Below are 20,038 nucleotides of genomic sequence, written 5' to 3'. Positions count from 1 at the left end.
GCTACTGTGTTCGTAAACAGTAGTCTTTATTTTTATATGAAAGGAGCATAAGAATGCAACATTTCAGCTATGAATCATCCATAAAAATGAAAGAGATTTTTTATATGGAACCGGAGCCTTTTACGAAATATACAGATAAAGAGGTACTTGCTTATGCCCTTGGTGCCACTCTTTATATGCCTGCTATAAAAGCGAATATCGCAAAGGATATCATTAACAAAAAGTATCAAGAGCTTACTTCATTAGTGATTGATTTGGAAGACTCAGTTGCTGATTGTATAGTTGTGGATGCTGAAAACAAATTGCTGGAACATCTATCTATACTATCTGAGCATCTTGAGGAAAACAAAATAAGCATGGATGAACTGCCGCTTATTTTTATAAGAGTAAGGGACCCAATCCAAATGAGACGAATAACTAAGCTCATTAACGATTATTTGTACATACTGACAGGGTTTGTTTTTCCAAAATTCAATTATGAAAATGGGAAAGAATTTTTAGCAATCCTGGATGAAATCAATAAAAATAATAGCTTACTATATGGTATGCCTATATTGGAGTCAGCTGAAATTATTTATAAAGAAACCCGAATGGATGCTCTATTAAAAATAAAAGAATTATTGGACTCATATAAGAGCTATATATTAAACATCCGGATAGGAGCTACTGATTTTTCCGGTTTATTTGGTATACGAAGAAAAGTAGACACAACTATTTATGATGTGTCGGTGATAAGAGATTGTATCACGGATATTATCAATCTCTTTACCAGACAGGGTGATGAATATGTAGTTTCCGGGCCAGTTTGGGAGTTCTTCTCAAAAGATAACCGTATCTTAAAACCAACACTGCGTGTATCTCCTTTTCAAAGAAGATATGGTAGCTCCGGTCTAGTAAAGCGGACTGAATTAATCAATGAATATTTAGATGGTTTAATTAACGAAGTCCTCCTGGATAAATTAAATGGAATTAACGGAAAAACCATTATACACCCTACTCATATTAAAGCAGTGCATTCTTTATATACCATTACACATGAAGAATATTTAGATGCCATAAGCATCATAGCGAACCGCGAAGGGGATGCAGGGGTATTAAAAAGCATGTATGAAAACAAAATGAATGAAATGAAACCTCATTATTATTGGGCGAAAAAAATTCTACTCCGAGCCAAGGTATTCGGTGTATATAATGTTGATCAAGATTTTACTAGTTTACTTTTAAATCAAGGACATGATGAACAAATTCTAGAGGTGAAATGAAATGACAGCAACCAGAGTGAATATAAGAGAAGTAACGCACCAAATACTGGATGATTTAACAGTTGGGATCGAAGTTTTTCATAATCCATATGATTTCGAAACAAATCAGTTATTTAAAATGGCGACTCGCATCAATAAAAAGCGTAATTTTTTATTTGTAAGTACGGTTTTAGGCAAACATCTGGCTGTTAACCCTAAAATACCTCTACTGGTTGGTCATTTATTATCCCTGCGATATTTAGAAGTCGTCTACGGCAAGAAAGATATGCGTGCAGAGGCAATCGCTGAGGCTATAAAAACTGGTGGAAACATTGAGGAAGCCTTGCTTTTAGTTGAAGAAGATCCGATCAAACTGCCAAAGCCACTAACCATTATTGGTTTTGCTGAGACGGCTACAGCATTGGGCCATGCGGTATTTAGTTCCTTTGATAAACATGCAAAATACATACACACAACAAGAGAAAAAATAGCTGAAATCCCTTCAATCATTAATTTTGAAGAAGAACATTCCCATGCCAGCAGCCATTATGTCTATTCAAGCGATCCTGCTTTTTTTGATAACGACCAAGAAATTGTATTAGTGGATGATGAAATAACAACGGGTAAAACAGCAATCAATATTATCCGAAAAATCAATTCTGTTTATCCATCTAAAAAGGTATTTACATTGATATCGATTTTGGATTGGCGCACAGCTGAGCATCGTGCACAATATCAACAAATAGAAAAAGAATTAGGGATTACCGTACATCCAGTGTCTTTAATGGATGGAACAATCTCGATTAATGGTCAACCTGATTTAAAGCTGGAGGACCAACTTGCTGCTCCTAATCAAACTTCTGAGCAACACGTTTCATATATACCTATCCATCATTATTTTAAAGACCATCACTTTAATCAATTTACTTCTATCAATACAGATGAGTCTCTAAATGCTTCCCCTTATTCACAGGCTACAGGGAGATTTGGTCTGGATATAGAAGAAGAAAGAAGTTTTTCTCCTATTTTTGAAGAGATAGGCGGTATTTTGAAACAGCATCGCAAAGGTAAGAGAACCTTGGCTATAGGTACCGGGGAATTTATGTATATACCTATGATGATTGCTTCGTCCATGGGGAGTGAGGTTTACTTTCAATCTACTACTCGAAGTCCAATATACTCTTTAGAAAAGAGTGATTACCTAATTCATAATAAATTCACTTTCGATAGTCCTGAAAATAAAGGGGTCGTAAATTACTTATATAATATTGAAATCAATCGCTATGACGAGATATTTATTTTTATTGAAAGAAACTCATCTCATGAGTCATTAAATTCCATACTATCCGCATTAAAACAAACCGGAATTAATTTCATTACTGTCATCACTCTAACGGAAATGAATCAGTAAGGAATTCATATCAACCATTTTCTTTCTAATTGGACTAGAACTGTTAGATATCATATATAGTTTCATACTTTTATAGTTATATACTGCTCCACTATACAACCAGGAGGGATTTTATGCTTAAACGAAAACTAATACCGGATCAAATGGGAAGCTACAACGAAGATGATGCCATATTTTTATTAAGAGATATTAGTGATTACGTTTTTGAAACCAAAACGGAAGAAAGAGAAAGTTTGATCCAATCCGGTATACACTATTCGGAAATGCTCCCTGTCGAATATCATCCTCCAAAAGAATATATAAATTTATTTCATGATACATTAAAAAAATATTCAGAGCGTCTAGCTGTGGCTATTGGAACAGTGGCCGAACAGATTATTGAACGTAAAGGAATGGATAACTTAGTTTTAGTCAGCTTAGCAAGAGCTGGAACACCAATTGGAGTGTTGATTAAACGTTATTACGCCTATAAATATCAAATCAATGTTCCTCACTATTCTATATCTATCATTCGCGGCAGAGGCATTGATGAGGCAGCTATTGATTATATTTTTGAGCAGCATTCTCATGCGAACATTCAGGTAATAGACGGCTGGACAGGAAAAGGAGCTATTACGTTTGAATTAGCTGAAGCATGCGATCAATATAATTCAACTCACTCGAATTATATTGATCCTTCATTGGCCGTGTTAGCCGATCCAGGGCATTGTGTAGATATATATGGAACAAGAGATGACTTTTTAATCCCATCCGCTTGTTTAAACTCTACGGTATCAGGATTAGTAAGTCGTACTGTATTAAACTATGAATTCATGAGCAAGGATGACTTTCATGGTGCAAAGTTTTATAAAGAATTAGCGGATGCAGATTTATCGAATTTTTATGTGGATACGATTAGCGAGGATTTTGGGAAAGTAGAAGAGCAAGTGAAACAATCCTTGGAACAATTACGTCAAGAAGATAAAACACCTACGTGGCTCGGGATGGATTCTATTGAAAGAATTCAAAACATCTACAATATTAGCAATACACATTTTATCAAACCAGGTGTTGGAGAAACAACACGTGTTTTATTGCGAAGAATACCCTGGAAAATCCTAATCAATCCTAATCATTCAAATGATTTATCACATATTTTGTTTTTGGCTAAAGAGCGAAATGTACCGGTTGAGGAATTCAGGGATATGTCCTATACATGCTGCGGAATTATAAAAGAGGTATAAGGAAGGGATTACTATTATTTTATTTACATCCGATTTAGACAGAACTTTAATTTATTCAAAAAATATGATGGACAAGTACCCCATCGATAATCAAATAACACCAGTCGAATTTAAAGATGATCAGGTTATTACCTATATGTCTCAAACTTCTATTGACCTTTTACAACAATTTAATCAACAACATCTATTTGTACCAGTAACGACAAGAGCACTATATCAATATGAGAGAATTGAAGTATTTCAACAGAAAATAAAACCTAAATATGCGATTGTGAGCAATGGCGGAACGATTTTAGTAGATGGAAAGCCTGACTCTGAGTGGGACGATTTTATTAAAAACCATCTCTCTGTTACTTCACTTCCACATCATGACATGCTAAATACGTTCGCAAAGATCCGTCATGATTCCTGGGTTGAGCGTGAGTTTTATATCGATTCCTTGTTCTATATGTACCATGTAAATAAAGATACCTTACCACATCAAGAACTGCTGTCCTTTGAAGATGAATTAAACAAAATCGGATGGAGAACATTTTTGCACGGAAGAAAACTCTATATACTGCCAAGTAATTTAAATAAAGTTTTTGCAGTGGAGCATTTAAAAAAGCGGCTGGACTATGATATTCACACTGCTGCCGGGGATTCCCTTATGGATTATGATATGATCGCGATTGCCGATAAAGGATATAGTCTAAAGCATGGAGAGCTTTACGATGTCAAACCGAACGATCAAAAAATAAACTGGTTAAAAGGTAAAGGAGCAGCTTCCACAGAGGATTTAATTAAAAATCTTCTGAGCCTGTAAGAAAGCTGTAACTCGGTGGGAGTAAGAGTATAAAGTACTATCCCACTGGGTTACTGCTCATTCTTTCAATTGTTTTAGCAATTTTATTTCTAACTGAATAGCGATTCCTAAAAAACATCTATGTAATTGACCGAAAATATCATAGATTTTTTAGTTTATAGAAAAACTGACTAATTACGGGCGTATAATATTCTCCCAAAGTTATATTTTTTTGTAAAAAAAGAGCAGATTTCCCAAATCTCTTAGCGCAACTGTAAAAAAATAGATATATAATATTAATGTACGAATCATCTTAGAGAAAGGAGTTTAAATATTGAATTACATAAAAGTAGAACCTTTATTAAACAAATCTACAGCAGAATGGTTAGAGTTATTTCTTTCTTCTATTCGTACAAGACCATCCTATCATTTAGATGAATCAACTTTTCGTTTTCAAAGAATCAGTCTCCGAGTATTAGGTATTCCGCTCGACGAAGATGAATACTTTAACTCTTTATACGACATGCACCAAAAACCTTATATACATGTGTTAAGTGAAGAATTGGATAAAACGATCGATAATCAGGTCTTTCAAACTATACAGGATGTTTTAACTTTACACCGTACAGAAAATAAAGGATTATCAATTAAACGATTGATAGCCATTTTTTATGGTAAAAACTTAATACCTAAGCATACGGATTCTACCATTAACAGGCATGTACAAATATCAATCATTAAAGTGGTTGAACATTTTAAAGATAAACAGAAGAGCGGGTTGCTCTCACCTGAATTCCGCAGATTTATCATCGATATGATCAAATGGCTTAAAAATCATTGGGAAAAATGGTCTAAAGACCTCCAAATAGGTTCAGATTTTCCGAAAGTCGTTTGGTATGGAGATCTATCCTTAAGTCAGCAATATTTTTTATTACTGCTCATGGAATTTGGTTGTGATGTTTTAATTTTGCATCCTGCCGGCACAGACTTTTTTAGCAATCTTGATCGAGAAAATGAATTTTCACTACCCTATGTGTATACGAATAAAGGGAAGCTAGAACCATTCCCTACGAAAGAAAGAGAGCGGCAAACAACTGTAGCGTATCGAGCCAACAAACAGCTTGAAATCATGTTAAATGATCATGAGTCTGGTATTTATAAACCTTGGCAATTTAGAAATTTCAAGCCTTCATCTACAACATTAAGAATGACCTATGATGATGTATTTATATATGCAAAAGAAAAAGCAATGATTAGGCCTCAATTTAAAATTGATAAGGATCGAGTAATCATTCCTGTCATATTCACAAAAATCAATGGAGTTTCACGAGATCGAGCGGATTATTGGTCTAAAATGAAGGGTCTCAAGGATTCTTCACTCTCGAAAAACATTCGCGAATTTCCTTTCACGACAAAGACAAAAGCCAATTATCATTTTCACTTTCAGCATTCCTTAGATAAAGATGGCGCACTGTCACCCGAAAAAATGCTCGCAGGAAATTGGTGGAGATATGGAAATTTGCCGATTGAGCTGCAAAGGGCCATCGCCTGGACGATTAAAGAGTACTGTGAACATCCTAAATTACTAAAGCTGAATCATGAAACAGAATATGATTTGCAATTATTTTTATTTAAACAAGCGAGTTTGATTCCTGAAGATTTTCTGAAACAATTACAACAATTCGATTATTCTCAAGATGTGCCCAGAATCGTTCTATACAATATGGGAACTAACAGTACATTTACCCGTGAGGATGCAGCACTGCTGCTGTTTTTAAATGAATTTGGCGTAGATATTGTGTTATACCATCCAGCAGGACAAACCGATATAGAAAATTTTGTAGACCCATCTCATTACGATACCCATTGGCTAGAAGATATTGTTTTTGAACAAGAAATTCCAGACTTTCAGCAAGAAGAAAAATCATTCATTAAAAAGATTATTAAAAGAATATTTTGACTGATATCTATGAGGCTGAATCAACAAATATTCCAATGATTGGGGAAATTACTAATGGTAAATGAATTACAGATAAAACAAAATACAGATCTGACAGAACAGTCTGCTAATGAAGTTAGAATGCAGCTGCGCAATGAAGCACAGGTTCTTCAAATTGTAGAAAATATGGATCTTCGAAATCAAAATGAATTATTATCACTTGGGAGAGCACCCGCAGAACGACTTTCTCAGTTTTCAGACAGAATATTAAACACCATGGCACTTTCAAAAATTGATGAATCCGGTGAATTATTAATTCAATTAGAGAAATTAATGAAACGATTTGATAAAAACGAAATCATGAAAGAACCTAATTTCATCGCAAAACTATTTAAAAAAGCGAAGGCGACCACGGAAGCTCTCTTTAAAAAATATCAAACATTAGGTGGAGAGCTTGATAAAATTCATAGAGAATTTGCGATGATTGAGGATGAATTAAAGCGGACAAATCAAAATCTCGAAGGTTTATATGAAGAAGATATTGAATATTATTTCGAATTAGAAAAATATGTAGTAGCTGCTGAAATGAAATTAGAGGAAGTAAATCAGACGTTAATCCCTGAATGCGAACAACGAGTAAATTCAGGCAATCAAATGGCTCGGATGGAGCTGGAAAATCTTCGTACAGTCAAAGAATTATTAGAAAGAAAAATAGATGATTTAGAAAAAGCCCGTATGGTAGCTGTTATTGCCGCTCCACAGATTAAAACCATGCAACGTGGAAATAATGATTTAGTTGCAAAGATTAATAGTGCCTTTGTTACAACCATTCCGATTTTTAAAATGGGCATTATTAATACGGTCAGTGCAAAACGTCAAAAAGTACATTCAGATTCATTGAATGCATTTGAAGATCGCACGAATCAAATGTTAAAGGATGTCACTAGCGATATTATGAATCAAAGCATTGAGATTGCTCAGCGTTCCGGTAGCTCTAGTATTAAAATGGATACCATTGAAAATATGTGGGATACGATTGTTAAAGGAATAGATGAATATAAAAAGGTTAAAGAAGAACAGTCCATGCAACGGATTGAAGATAAAAAACGTTTGGAAACGATTAGAGAGGATGCGAAACGCGTCCTATCCCAATCCTAACCGATTACCCCTATCTATAGTGAAGATAGGGTTTTTTTTATATTCTATATCACCAATTGGCTGGTAATTCGAGTGAATATTAGCTTTTTTATCGATTCATTTGAAATATCGACTTAATATGATTCTTTTTCTATCTAAAATTTGTAAATTAAAATATAATTAATTTATGTAAATAAAATACAAATAAGGAAGGTGTAATATAATGGTTAACTTAAATAAAATTGAATTAAAGAAAAAAGGACAAAATATCAATCTAACAAAAAGTACGAATCAATCACTCGGAGAACTGCTCGTAAACCTAAATTGGAATCAAAAAAGTGCTCCTAAATCCGGTGGATTCATGTCTGCTTTATTCGGTAAGTCTAATAATGTCGACCTTGATCTTGGTTGTTTATTTGAAATGAAAAATGGAGAAAAAGGCTGTGTCCAAGCTCTTGGCAATGCTTTTGGCAATTATAACGCAAGACCTTTTATAAAATTGGATGCTGATGACCGTACGGGAAGTGCCATAGGCGGAGAAAATCTTCGGATTAACGGAGATAAAGTCACCGAAATCAAGCGAATTTTAGTATATGCATTTATATATCAAGGAGTAGCTAATTGGTCTCAGGCAGACGGTGTCGTAACTCTTAAGTATCCTGGAGGTTCCGATGTAGAAGTAAAACTAGATGAACATCTGAACGGGAAAAATATGTGTGCAATAGCAATGATAGAAAATGTTAACAACGAAACATTCAAGGTGGAAAGACTAGTAGAGTACTTTAAGGGTCATCAGGATATGGATCGTGCTTTTAATTGGGGCATGAACTGGGTAAGAGGTTCAAAATAAAGGATTGCACCACAGTTAGCAAATTTAGAAATAATGAATTTTCCAGGCTGCCTGCTGTTACAGAAAAGGATTTTGTCAATTATGTCAATGATAAGATAGTAAATAATCAGTCCATACATAAGTTTGGAAGAAATGACGAACCACAAGTTATGAAAGATGTTATACATAAATATATGAAAGAAGAACCAGCAGATGAGCCCGTCTTTTTAGTTTTTATTAATGATGGCGGATGTAAATCAGGTATTAAAAAGATCATCGCAAATTCTTCAAAAATGCCGATTTTCTGGCAGTTTGTAGGTATAGGTGATTCTAATTTTGATGTGTTAAGAAAGTTGGATACAATGGAAGGCCGATTTGTGGATAATGCAAATTTCTTTCATCTGAATAATTTGGAAGATGTGTCCGATGAAGAATTGTACGATCAATTATTAAACGAATTTCCACAATGGTTAGAGGAAGCAAAGCAAAAGGGGATCTTGAGATAATATACTCAAAAGCTCTATATTTCCTTTACAAGGATGAATCTCTATAATAATTTTTGAATGATACCACACAAAAACACAAACGTTATATGTTTATGAAATGGTTTCATTCGTATTTAGAGAAGCTAAGTGCGGTTGCTCCACCGACCGGACACCAACGAGTTGGCGAAAAACACGAACATTGGCTATTTTCTTTATAAAAGTTCGAAAAATTAGAGATTATGACTGTAATTTTTACAAAATGCTATTTTTAATTAACAGAACATATGTTCGCACCTTGTTTTACAGTCTATTCGATCCTATGAATAGAATCGTATAATTCGTGGTATTAACCTATATAGTCAGATATAAATTATATACGGGTGATCTATATTGACAAAACAGACAAGTGACGATTGCAGATTAGGCAATTTTGAAAAAGAATATGAGCTCCCACCCGGGACCATTCGAAATCGTAATGGCAGGGATACACGCAGTGATAAGAAAATCGGGACGATACGAAAAGAATCGGATCACCACAAAAAGAAATAAAAGAAAATCACAATCTACAAACATATCGTTTTAACGGATCAGTAACGTGAGAGAGCTATTCATTTTCATATACTACGTGTAAAAGGAGATTGATGATGGCAAAAACGACACTGAAGTCAAAAGCAACTTTAATTAATAATGTACAGGTCGAGGTCGAAGCAAGGGGACATAAGGTGACAATTGATGAACCGGAAAGAGCAGGAGGAACAGATCTTGGCATGAACCCATTAGAACTCCTTCTTTCATCACTCGGTGCTTGTCAAACCATTATGGCTCAAAGTTATGCGGATAAAATGGGAATTCAATACGATCGTTTAGTGATCGAGCTTGAAGGTGATTTAGATACGGGCGGTTACAAGGGAAAACCAGGTGCAAAAGTTGGTTTAGAGGAAATTCGTTATTTCGTCCATATGGAGTCTAATGCGCCTCAAGAAAAAATCGAGGAATTTATCCGTTATATAGAAGCACATTGCCCAGCACTTGATACCTTAATCAATCCAACAAAAGTTGTATCAAAAGGCGTTAAGGTCACACAAACAAAATAAAATTTTACACCGTCGCGGTATTAGTGACGGTTTTTATTTATATAGAGACAAAAAACCCAACTTACTTAGAAGTCGGGTCGTTTGATATTTAGTCTTTACTTAGTTCCATTTCTCTTAATTGTACATGACGAATCTTTCCTGAAGTCGTTTTTGGTAGCGCCTCGGTAAATTCAATGCTCCTCGGATATTTATATGGAGCGGTTAAGGTTTTTACAAAACTCTGAAGATCTGCAATCAGTTCTTTTTCTGAATGGTGTTTATAAGAGTCTGTTAGGACGATAAAGGCTTTAACAATATTTCCTCTAATCGCATCAGGACTTCCTACGACTGCACATTCCTTCACGGCAGGATGCTTAATTAAAGCATCTTCCACCTCGAACGGCCCGATTGTATATCCAGAGCTAATAATAATATCGTCGCTTCTACCCTCAAACCAAAAGAAACCTTCTTCATCTTTTAAAGCTCGGTCACCTGTAATAAAGTATTCACCTTTTCTTTGCGAAAGTGTACGTTCCGGATCTTTATAATATTCTTTAAAGAGAGCAGGTGTACTAAGATGAACACCTATATTACCAACTTCACCTGCTTGGCACAGCTGCCCATTTTCATCGACAATTTCTACTATATTTCCCGGTGTAGCTTTACCCATGGAACCAGGCTTATTTGGGATATCTTTTAATTGGCCGATTAATAATGTACTCTCGGTTTGTCCATAACCATTGCGAATCGTTACATTAAACTGATTGTAAAAAGCATTTATTACCTCTGTATTTAGTGCTTCACCAGCGGAAATTGCGCTATGGAGATAAGGTAATTTGTACTTATGTAGATTTTCACTTTTTACAATTAACCGATATTCAGTAGGTGTACAGCAGAAAACATTTATTCGATATTTATCCAGCAAAGCTAAAAAGGTATCAGCATTGAATTTTCCATTATACACGAAGCCCGTTGCTCCTGTTCCAAGTACGGATAGGAAGGGACTCCACACCCATTTTTGCCATCCAGGAGCGGCTGTTGCCCACACTAGGTCATTTTCATTGATAGACATCCAACTCTTTGCAGCTGTTTTCAAATGAGCAAAGCCCCAGGCGTGAGTATGTACAACTGCCTTTGGATTGCCTGTTGTGCCGGAAGTATAGGATAACAAAGCAATATCATCCCTAGTGGTGTTGGCAGCTTTAAATTGAGAGGAAGCTGTTTTCACTTTTTCCTCTAGTGAAATCCATTGATCTTTAGCATCGCCGACACTGAATTTAATCAGCTTATCAGAGTCAGGCACCGCATCAATTTCAGCTGTGAATTTTTCATAACAGACTACCGCTCGGGCTTCAGCATGCTGAATTCTAAAAGCCAAATCTTTTGAACGGAGCATTTCTGAGCATGGAATAAGTACGATACCGGATTTTAATGCAGCCATATAGATGGCATAAGCCTCGATTATACGGGGAACAATCACCAGTATTTTATCACCCATTTGTAATCCCGCTTCAGCAAATACATTTCCTATTTTATTAGCTTCTTCGACTAATTGTTTATATGTAATTGATCTAGTCAGACCATCCTGATTCTCCCACTTTAGAGCCAATTTCTCAGAATCGTTGGCATAACGCTCAATTTCCGTTGTTAAATTATAGACATGAGGAGCTATTAATTCTTCTCTTTTCATAAAAAATCCTCCTAAAATACGAATCAAGTATGTGATACCTGTTGTCATATGCAACTTTTAGTACTAGGTAATAAAATTAATTTTAACTATTTTTTCTAGACATGTAAAGGAAAGTGGATAAGAGTTTGTTTATGGAGAGATTAAGCAGAGGTCACCAATACAATTTGATTAAAGATAATAAGTTTTATTGAGGGAATTAATTCAATTTATAAAAATTTTATCGTATACAATTATACCTATTATATTTTGCGCAATCAGATAAATATGTTTAGTATAAAAGTAGAGATATACTTTGTCGTGCATTTTCAGAAGGGAGGAGAAATAATGGACTCACCTCTAATGGATAATCGCAGATTATCTACAAAAGATTTTGTTTATCAAGAAATTAAAAAACAAATTATTTTAAGTGAATTGAAACCTCTTCAACCAATAAATGAAATAAAAACTGCTTCGGATTTAGGGATTAGCAGAACACCATTACGCGAAGCATTACAAAGATTAGAGATAGAAGAACTTATCATTCGACAGCCTAATGGTAGACTTAAAGTAGCACCGATTTCTATACAAGAGGCAAAAGAAATTTATAATATCAGAGGATTACTGGAAGGGTTAATAGCAAAAGAGGCAGCGATTAAGGTAAATGAGGATGAAATTCAGAAACTGCAATTATATACAAATTTGCTGAACGAAGCAGCTTTAACCGATCGTAGGGAGTATGTAGTTAATTACGGAAGCGAAATTCATTCCTTGCTATACAAAATCAGCGGAAATCATACTGCTGTAAAAATATTAAGGAATATGAATGATAAAATCTCGCGTTATCGTAGACTTGGGCCGAAGGATAGCATGACTAGAAGTATGGAAGCTGCCTTTGAACATAAGAGATTAACTGAAGCAATCGCAGAACGGAATCCAACAAAAGCAGAGAGCTTAATGAAGCAACATATACATAATAGTTTAGCCGCAGCACTAAAATCGATTACAAGTCATATTAATGAATATGAATAGATAAGCACACCACTATAGATATTAAATATAGTGGTTATTTTTTAGTCTTTGAATTAATAGTTATATTTATTTGATAATTCTGTCTTCGGTGTTGACACATAAGGAAAATTTGCATAGAATTAGCTTACCAATAATTGTATACAATTATTCTTTAATACACTAGTTATCTATTTCATGAACCATAAAAGGAGGGATATTACAAATGCGATAAGACATATATGTTAGTAATTTAAATTAATCGCATAGAATGAAAGCGCTTTATAATTAAACAGGAGGAGATAAACATGGATGAGAGTGTAAATATACAAGATATTAAAAAATCCACGTTAAAGAAAACAATGCGAAGGATACTACCATTTATTTTAATTTTATATGTTGTTGCTTTTCTGGACAGGGTGAACATGGGGTATGCTGCATTAGAAATGAATGCTGAACTTGCTTTATCAGCAGAAGTATTTGGATTTCTATCAGGAATATTTTATATCAGTTACTGCTTGTTTGAAGTACCTAGCAATATGATTTTACATAAGGTTGGAGCTAAGTTATGGATTTCACGAATTATGATTACTTGGGGAATCATCGTTGTATTAACCGGTTTCGTTCAATCCGCTACACATCTATATATATTACGATTTTTACTCGGTGTTGCCGAAGCAGGTTTTACTCCGGGGATCATTCTATATTTAACATATTGGTTTCGAGTTCGCGAACGTGGAAAAGCAACAGCTGCTTTTTTTGTTGCACTCCCGTTAGCTGCATTAATTGGGGCACCATTATCTACTTGGATCATCGATCATATTGCATGGGCAGGATTATCTGGCTGGAGATGGATGTTTATTCTCGAAGGACTGCCTGCAATCGTTTTAGGCATAGTGGTATTGTTTTATTTGACTAATCGTCCAACCGATGCAAAATGGCTGACAAATGAAGAAAAGACATGGCTTGAAGATGAGTTAGAAAAAGAAAGAAAGGTAGCTGCAACGCACAATAAAACCTCACATTTGGGTATGCTAAAGGATTCGAAGGTTTGGAAATTAGCAGTCTTTAATATAGCAGGATTTGTTGCTGTAAATGGCTTAAATTTTTGGATACCAACCATAATTAAAAATCTTTCAGTAGCAGGTACTTCTAACATGGAAGTTGGTTGGTTAGCAATGATACCTTCATTAATCGCCATTCCGTCAATTTTATTTGTCGGATGGAATGCTGATAGGACCAACAAATATAAACACCACTTAGCTGCTTGTGTATCAATTGCCATGATCGGATTGATAGGATGCGCTTTTGTAACTAGCGTACCATTAATGATTTTAACGCTTTCCGTTACATCAGCAGGTTTGTATGGCATATCAGGTTCATTTTACGCTTATTTAACCTATTTTTTCAGCGAATCTACTGCCCCAGCAGGGATTGCTCTAGTAAGCACCCTATCATCTTTAGGTGGTTTTATCGGTCCAATGATATTGGGGATTTTAAATTTACAACAAGGAATGCTGATGATAGCAGGATTTATGATTATTAGTTTGCTGACGCTTATTACGTTAAACCACGGTCCGAGTAAACATGGAACCATTGGAGTCAAGGAAGAAAGTAATATACTCTAATATAAATGTTCAACAAAAGCATTTATTAAAATAGACAAAACAAATTAAAAGATAGCTTCTGAGCAAAACCGAAGCTGTCTTTTTTCATACATGATATCCAAAACCAATATAAATTATCTGAATGTCTACAAAAATTAGAAGTATATTCATCTAGCTATACTATAAGCAATTCCTTATTTTGCAGAAGGATTGTTGTCTGTCTTTAAAAAGTGGAATTTAAGATCAGAGATTACTATACAATCAACTACAAAAGGCACCAAGATCTATCGTATATGGGTAAAAGGAAAAGATGATATACCAAAGCTAGCTAAAATTATATATAATAATTGCAATGGAAATTGTGTGACTTATAAACGTGAATTAATGTCTCAAAGACTACTTAAGGAATGATATTTATGTGGAAAAACGTCGATGGAAAGTTGATACAGCTTACTGATACTTCACGGGTAAAATTTAGAACTAATATTAGTAAAGCAATTCTGGATCAATTAAGTGATTTAGCTGAGAAATATGATACTCATGTAAATTATTTATTGGAAACCGGATTAGAAAAATTGTTATCCGAAGGTGTTATTACATTTAATAAAGATACTCGCCCTAAGGATCGTGTCCAGTATAAAACTACATATGACAAGGAATTACTCGAGGCTGTTAAAGAATTTGCTAAGCAGCATAAGCTATTTATTAATGATGTGATTGAATATAGTGTCAATCTAATAGACATTGATAAGAGTAAAGATAAAGACTATAAAAACAGGATAGAAAAGGGGTGATTGGATTCTTTTTAACTTTCTAATACAACGCCCCGAACATAATATATATTATAGGAAGTTGTGAAAACCAATTAAACAAGTGTCTCATTAATCAAGATTACTTTAGCAATTGAGACAAAATAGAAAAATTTTCAAATGTAGATCTTAATTATATATTTAATTCTTTAATTCATTTATATAATTTATTTATTCGTTATATCCCTGGTTGTTTTAATAATTTGTTTTTTAAGTTGATGTTGAACATAATTTTTTATAGAATTTTTATTCTTTCTTTGTAGTAAATAATAAATCTTGAACTAACTTATAATTGTTTAACTTGTACTTAGATTTAGTTTTAAATCATTAGAAATTAGATTTTATAGTCTTGTTGCCAGATTTACGATGGTTCTTTTTTAGTTTACATAATGTTATTATGGCAACTTTTTTCTCGTTTATTTATAAACCTTCTAAATTAGTAGCGATCGATAAAAATTACTTAAGACTTTTATATTCGTCATCGCTTCATTCAACTTTATTGCTGCAAAAAAAAATAAGATCTCATGTTTTTTAATGAGATCTGCGGAATAATTCGGTACCTTTATAATGTCTCCAAAAGAACTTCTTTTGGTATCCAGCCTACCAAACCATCTTTTTTTATTAATGTATACGCAGCACAATTATTATCCAATATAGAGACAATATCTCCTTTATTTACGTTTAATTGAGCACAGGAGACATCCGTTCTAACTTTATAGCCTCCATCTTCATGCTGTTTTATATATTCATTTTTGATATAAATCAATTTGTCGGTTTGTTGCTGTCTGCAAAGTGTGAAATACTCCCCTTCTTCTATTGGGGATATTTCAAATAAAGGATAGGATATCGAGCCTGTCATTTTGGGATCAGCCTTGATCTTATAATCTTTTATAATCTCACATTTTGGGAAACGGTCTACATATGTGTAGAAATACTCATTTCCGAGCGGCATTTTATTGATAATTAAAGCATTTAATTGACCAGTTTCCTTAATACCATTTCCCCCATCAATTGCAATTATTTTCTTATCAAAATCCATAATTGGATTGTGGGAAGGAATTTCAGCTGGATAGTTGATTACTGGCCAATGACCGACAAAAACCAATTTATTTGCTTGATGAGCCTTATCTAGGAAAGATGGCATTCTAAGGGCGTTTTCTCTGCTAGTCATTTTCCAATCTTGAACAGAATCTAAACCGGCATGTACAAAGATAAAATCGTCAGTTTCTATTGCTGTCGGTAAATCATTAAGCCAATTAAACTCAGATGAAAAATTCTCCTTTATAATCTCGTTTAATTCAGATATATTGCGAATGGTATCCATATTAACTCCTAAGTGTTTTAGACAATCATTCAGCAATGTATTCTTTCTTTTGGATATGTAATTTAGTAACCAAGGGTCTTCTTCTAATAAGTTCTCTACTAAAGTATCACAGTTGCCTTCTAGTACATATACCTTAGGATTTTCTTCTGATAACTCCATAATATATTTTAAGCTCCTTTTTCACAAAGATCTCCATTAATGATTAAATAATCTTCCCGGTTGTAATCTGCTTTTTTCAATAAACTTTTTAATAAATCTATTTCCCCGTGTATATCTGAAATAACAACAACTCTAGCATAATCAGGTAAAGATAAAGACTTTATTTTATCGATTATAAATCACTCCATCCCTTATTTTTTGTGCTCAGTTTGCTCCCGCTCCACTTTAAGTAAACCTTCTTTATTATTCAATATAAAAATAAAAAATTCCTTCTTTCTACATAAAAAGACAATGATGAAGCATCCCTTCTATTTAGGAGGACACATCTTGACCAAACTATTGTTAATGTGAATGTAATACCTTAATTACATGGTTCTTTTTCTCTAAATCCCACTATATACATAGTTCAATAAACTTTATTACGGCATTTTGTTAAACCTGAAATAATTTCAACCATAAAAAATGCCCTAAAAGTATGATTCCTACTTTAAAAGGCAGATTAATTTAATATTATTAAACTTATATTTTCTTTACTAATTACATGAATTTAATAACTAGTAGCAAATATGACGAACTTACTTTAGATTCAACCGCTAATTAATCATAGATTTATATAGATCTTCTATACGGATTAACATCGTTTCAATTTTATGTTCATCATTAAGATTGGCCTGCCCGGTCACAATTTGATCTTTTGAACTTTCAGCGCCTTCTTTTAGGAGCTGTATTTCTACTGAGAAATCATAAACGCTGTCTTTTTCATCTACATTTTCGTAATCAATGTTTTTAATTTTTAACATGTAATCATTTTTTATGGCTTCTATCATGCTTGTTGAACCATAGTCATTAACGAATTCCGTATATGATGTTTCATTCGCAAAATAATCTTTAAATAGCTTTTCTTCATGTTGACGTAAAGCTGCAAGTTTCTCTTCGCTTTCTTGATCCACTATTTGTTTCAATTCATCACTTGGGCCTGTAAGACTATTCTGTAATACAGCTTCAATGGTCTGGATATTTTCATCTTGTGTTTTCGCTTCATTTTCTTCGGTACAACCCACTAACATAAATAGAAGTAAAGTAAGTAAAACTGTTGCAAAGACATCACTCAATCGTTTTTTCACATAAACCTCCCCCTTTTGGCAAACATCTTATATCTGATTATATCCTCGAATGTATTTATTTACCATTTTGATATAGATGTTTTCTGCTAGGTTTGATCAAGCATCAAATCAGTGTAAGAGGAACTGCTTTGTGCAGAAAAGTATCGGCCATGTTTTAACAACACCGCAAAAATGTATGGGGTGTTGTTAATTTGTATGCGTATTTTTGATGTTGATGTGTAAATTCAATAAAACATTAATGATAGATGAATTTTCCCTTATTAATCCGTTATTTATTGTTTTCTCCCCGTTAACCGAACCCATTAATTTCTTTCTATTTCTCTTAACAATAAAAGACGGCCATTCACAAATGCTCTGTATTAATCCGGTTCTTTTCATAAGGCTCAACTGGAGGAACTTCATATTCTAACTCAATATCAAATGAGGAATCCTGTAATGTAGATTCTATTATATTCATTTCCTCCTTTTGCTTTCTTTCTGTATCTGTTTTCCTGTTTTTCTTATTCATATTTATACCTCCCATATATTATGTACATATAGGTTTACCAGGTAACTCGTTATATATGCTTATTTATAGCAGGTAATCACCCTCTCCTCTACTTCTCTTTGACAGACCTTTTAGTTTAAGGCTTTTATGACCTTTATTTGTTTGATTCTCTTTCATTCATAAGACATATTCTCTTCTCTACCAAAATAACCTATAGTAAACAGGTTAATTTGGAGGGATCATATGAATAATACTCTTATCACTGCTGATATGATTACGAGATTTAATGAGCTCAACAAGAAGAAAAAAGAGATTGAAATGGAAATGGAAAAACTGAAAGAGGTTTTTCATACGTATTTTGATCATCATGTAGGTGCAAATAATAAAGGTGAATTAATCGACAATGGTATAAAGCTTCAAAGGCAGATACGCAAATATGAAAAATACAGTACTGTACCAACTGTATATAAATTAGAAGAACTAAATATGAATGAATTAATTAAAACAGTGAAAATCCCAGATGAAGAAAAGATGAATGCTGCTATTAAGCTTGGCTTCCTTAAGGAAGAGGATTTTGAAAGCTGCAAGCTAATCACTTACTCCAAGGCTATTTCAGTGAAAGAAGTATAACGGTCAGATATTAAGAAAAATGTGCGTTAGAAAGGTTAACAAGATTAAAGACAGATCTATATGAATCCTCTACACTTATAATAAACTATGTTAATAAGGTGGAAGGATGATACAGTATGAGAATAGAGAATGAAAGGCAACTGGCTGAAATGATTATCCAACTGGATTTATTGCGTGATCAGCTCTATGAAGAGTTACAGAATAATTTTGGATCAAGAGGCCAGGAGTTTCTACGTACTGTGCAAAATAGCCCATTACAGCATGATATATCCATGCATTATACAGTTGAGGATAGACGCGGTATCTCCCTTGCTTTATTGGAGATTATGTTCATTACTGCGAAACAAAAAAAGCAGATAGGATAAAACATAATTATTACTAAGACAATCCGTTATAGATCATAGATGTATTCATATGATAAGGGCATAGAAAATCCGCTATGCCCTTTTTGTTTATGATAAAATTTGCTGTTGCAGCCGCTCCAAATCTTCCTCGATTTTGACTAGTTTGATTCGTTCAAATAAAGGTTTTACATGTGATAAATGTTTAAGCTATGAGTAAATTTCGCAGTATTTTAGTTATATCGCAATAGAAGCTAGGTTTGTCTTTCTTACTTTAATTAATCTACAAACGATTTATTAAGTATCGTTTTTTGATTAATCATCAGGAAGTTCCAGAAGAGGCAGTATACTGATGAAAATTAAAGGAATGAAGTGGAATTTCTATGAGGGGAACCGTACACACATTAATTCAATACAAGAGAGAACAATTAAACGGGGTCAAAGAAATTGTTAAAGTAACAATCACCATTTGTTCATTAAAAACAACAATACATAAAGTCCTGGAAGAAACAGAGCACGCTTTTGTTTGTGAGGGTGTGCGTTTCCCGATATCCAAAACAATGTAGGGGTCATTAAGTCATCAACGATTTAAAATTTACCCAAAGATGTATCAAGAATAGAAAAACTCTATCACTAGGTTGAATTGGGGCAGCACCAAGGGGAATTGGAGAAGTTGCAAAGACATCTGGAAGAACACCGAGCAGCTTTACAAAAATGCGTTAATTTATAAAAGTAAAAGAATAAAACCACACCATCTGAGA

The 20,038-nt window shown here is 33.9% G+C and carries 18 protein-coding genes and 2 pseudogenes; 16 read left to right on the top strand and 4 right to left on the bottom strand.

Translation table 11 applies throughout. The features are described 5' to 3' along the window. Nucleotides 1–53: 53 nt before the first annotated feature. The 10 genes and pseudogenes from AC4G3N_RS00560 to AC4G3N_RS00515 all read left to right on the top strand — a co-directional run bounded on the left by AC4G3N_RS00560 (nt 54) and on the right by AC4G3N_RS00515 (nt 10,143). Nucleotides 54–1,262 (top strand): HpcH/HpaI aldolase/citrate lyase family protein, encoded by a 1,209-nt coding sequence (locus tag AC4G3N_RS00560; protein WP_139891924.1) that lies wholly within the window; start codon nt 54–56, stop codon nt 1,260–1,262. A 1-nt stretch (nt 1,263) separates the two neighbouring features. Beyond that, on the top strand, nt 1,264–2,652 hold the full coding sequence (locus AC4G3N_RS00555; RefSeq protein WP_491089537.1) for a phosphoribosyltransferase family protein: 1,389 nt from the start codon (nt 1,264–1,266) through the stop codon (nt 2,650–2,652). Between the two features lie 113 nt (nt 2,653–2,765). Then, nucleotides 2,766–3,875 carry a cysteine protease StiP family protein gene (locus tag AC4G3N_RS00550; RefSeq protein ID WP_491089536.1) on the top strand — a complete coding sequence of 370 codons (1,110 nt, stop codon included), beginning with the start codon at nt 2,766–2,768 and terminating at the stop codon, nt 3,873–3,875. 7 nt (nt 3,876–3,882) lie between these two features. Continuing rightward, the gene (locus tag AC4G3N_RS00545) at nt 3,883–4,680 is read left to right on the top strand and encodes an HAD family hydrolase (protein WP_491089871.1); all 798 of its coding nucleotides are present in this window, start codon (nt 3,883–3,885) and stop codon (nt 4,678–4,680) included. A 313-nt stretch (nt 4,681–4,993) separates the two neighbouring features. Then, the gene (locus tag AC4G3N_RS00540) at nt 4,994–6,619 is read left to right on the top strand and encodes a YceG family protein (RefSeq protein WP_491089535.1); all 1,626 of its coding nucleotides are present in this window, start codon (nt 4,994–4,996) and stop codon (nt 6,617–6,619) included. 54 nt (nt 6,620–6,673) lie between these two features. After that, the gene (locus tag AC4G3N_RS00535) at nt 6,674–7,756 is read left to right on the top strand and encodes a toxic anion resistance protein (protein ID WP_066103781.1); all 1,083 of its coding nucleotides are present in this window, start codon (nt 6,674–6,676) and stop codon (nt 7,754–7,756) included. Nucleotides 7,757–7,955: 199 nt separating this feature from the next. Next, nucleotides 7,956–8,585 (top strand): annotated as a pseudogene (locus tag AC4G3N_RS00530) (TerD family protein); the annotation flags it as partial. Continuing rightward, entirely contained in the window at nt 8,564–9,070 is a 507-nt protein-coding gene (locus AC4G3N_RS00525) for a VWA domain-containing protein (RefSeq protein ID WP_491089870.1), read from the top strand. The pseudogene AC4G3N_RS00530 and the gene AC4G3N_RS00525, both read left to right, overlap by 22 nt. Before the next feature lie 369 nt (nt 9,071–9,439). Next, nucleotides 9,440–9,598: a hypothetical protein gene (locus AC4G3N_RS00520; RefSeq protein WP_181162001.1), complete on the top strand. Its 159-nt coding sequence runs from the start codon at nt 9,440–9,442 to the stop codon at nt 9,596–9,598. A 95-nt stretch (nt 9,599–9,693) separates the two neighbouring features. After that, nucleotides 9,694–10,143 carry an OsmC family protein gene (locus AC4G3N_RS00515; protein WP_066103785.1) on the top strand — a complete coding sequence of 150 codons (450 nt, stop codon included), beginning with the start codon at nt 9,694–9,696 and terminating at the stop codon, nt 10,141–10,143. Between the two features lie 88 nt (nt 10,144–10,231). On the opposite strand, the gene mbcS is transcribed toward AC4G3N_RS00515, so the two are convergent. Further along, the gene (mbcS, locus tag AC4G3N_RS00510; protein ID WP_491089534.1) at nt 10,232–11,812 is read right to left on the bottom strand and encodes an acyl-CoA synthetase MbcS; all 1,581 of its coding nucleotides are present in this window, start codon (nt 11,810–11,812) and stop codon (nt 10,232–10,234) included. A 324-nt stretch (nt 11,813–12,136) separates the two neighbouring features. Between mbcS and AC4G3N_RS00505 the strand changes: the two genes are divergently transcribed. The 3 genes from AC4G3N_RS00505 (at nt 12,137) to AC4G3N_RS00495 (ending at nt 15,197) form a co-directional block, all read left to right on the top strand. Beyond that, complete coding sequence (locus AC4G3N_RS00505; protein ID WP_180349957.1) at nt 12,137–12,820, top strand: GntR family transcriptional regulator; 684 nt, start codon at nt 12,137–12,139, stop codon at nt 12,818–12,820. A 284-nt stretch (nt 12,821–13,104) separates the two neighbouring features. Further along, complete coding sequence (locus tag AC4G3N_RS00500; RefSeq protein WP_139891932.1) at nt 13,105–14,424, top strand: MFS transporter; 1,320 nt, start codon at nt 13,105–13,107, stop codon at nt 14,422–14,424. 395 nt (nt 14,425–14,819) lie between these two features. Then, nucleotides 14,820–15,197, top strand: a complete 378-nt coding sequence (locus AC4G3N_RS00495; protein WP_139891933.1) for an rRNA methyltransferase — start codon at nt 14,820–14,822, stop codon at nt 15,195–15,197. A 577-nt stretch (nt 15,198–15,774) separates the two neighbouring features. On the opposite strand, the pseudogene AC4G3N_RS00490 reads toward AC4G3N_RS00495, so the two are convergent. The 3 genes and pseudogenes from AC4G3N_RS00490 to AC4G3N_RS00480 all read right to left on the bottom strand — a co-directional run bounded on the left by AC4G3N_RS00490 (nt 15,775) and on the right by AC4G3N_RS00480 (nt 18,327). After that, nucleotides 15,775–16,868, bottom strand: a pseudogene (locus AC4G3N_RS00490) (metallophosphoesterase). Nucleotides 16,869–17,288: 420 nt separating this feature from the next. Beyond that, on the bottom strand, nt 17,289–17,819 hold the full coding sequence (locus AC4G3N_RS00485; protein WP_491089533.1) for a hypothetical protein: 531 nt from the start codon (nt 17,817–17,819) through the stop codon (nt 17,289–17,291). 343 nt (nt 17,820–18,162) lie between these two features. After that, nucleotides 18,163–18,327 carry a hypothetical protein gene (locus tag AC4G3N_RS00480; RefSeq protein ID WP_491089532.1) on the bottom strand — a complete coding sequence of 55 codons (165 nt, stop codon included), beginning with the start codon at nt 18,325–18,327 and terminating at the stop codon, nt 18,163–18,165. A gap of 222 nt (nt 18,328–18,549) precedes the next feature. Here AC4G3N_RS00480 and AC4G3N_RS00475 point away from each other — a divergent pair, with 222 nt between their 5' ends. The 3 genes from AC4G3N_RS00475 to AC4G3N_RS00465 all read left to right on the top strand — a co-directional run bounded on the left by AC4G3N_RS00475 (nt 18,550) and on the right by AC4G3N_RS00465 (nt 19,843). Continuing rightward, nucleotides 18,550–18,936: a hypothetical protein gene (locus AC4G3N_RS00475; protein WP_139891935.1), complete on the top strand. Its 387-nt coding sequence runs from the start codon at nt 18,550–18,552 to the stop codon at nt 18,934–18,936. Between the two features lie 116 nt (nt 18,937–19,052). Next, on the top strand, nt 19,053–19,301 hold the full coding sequence (locus AC4G3N_RS00470; RefSeq protein WP_066103816.1) for a hypothetical protein: 249 nt from the start codon (nt 19,053–19,055) through the stop codon (nt 19,299–19,301). Nucleotides 19,302–19,660: 359 nt separating this feature from the next. Beyond that, nucleotides 19,661–19,843: a hypothetical protein gene (locus tag AC4G3N_RS00465; RefSeq protein ID WP_066103818.1), complete on the top strand. Its 183-nt coding sequence runs from the start codon at nt 19,661–19,663 to the stop codon at nt 19,841–19,843. Nucleotides 19,844–20,038 lie beyond the last annotated feature (195 nt).

It is taken from the genome of Bacillus sp. z50, from assembly GCF_058313585.1.
This window is presented reverse-complemented; position numbering and strand designations above follow the sequence as displayed.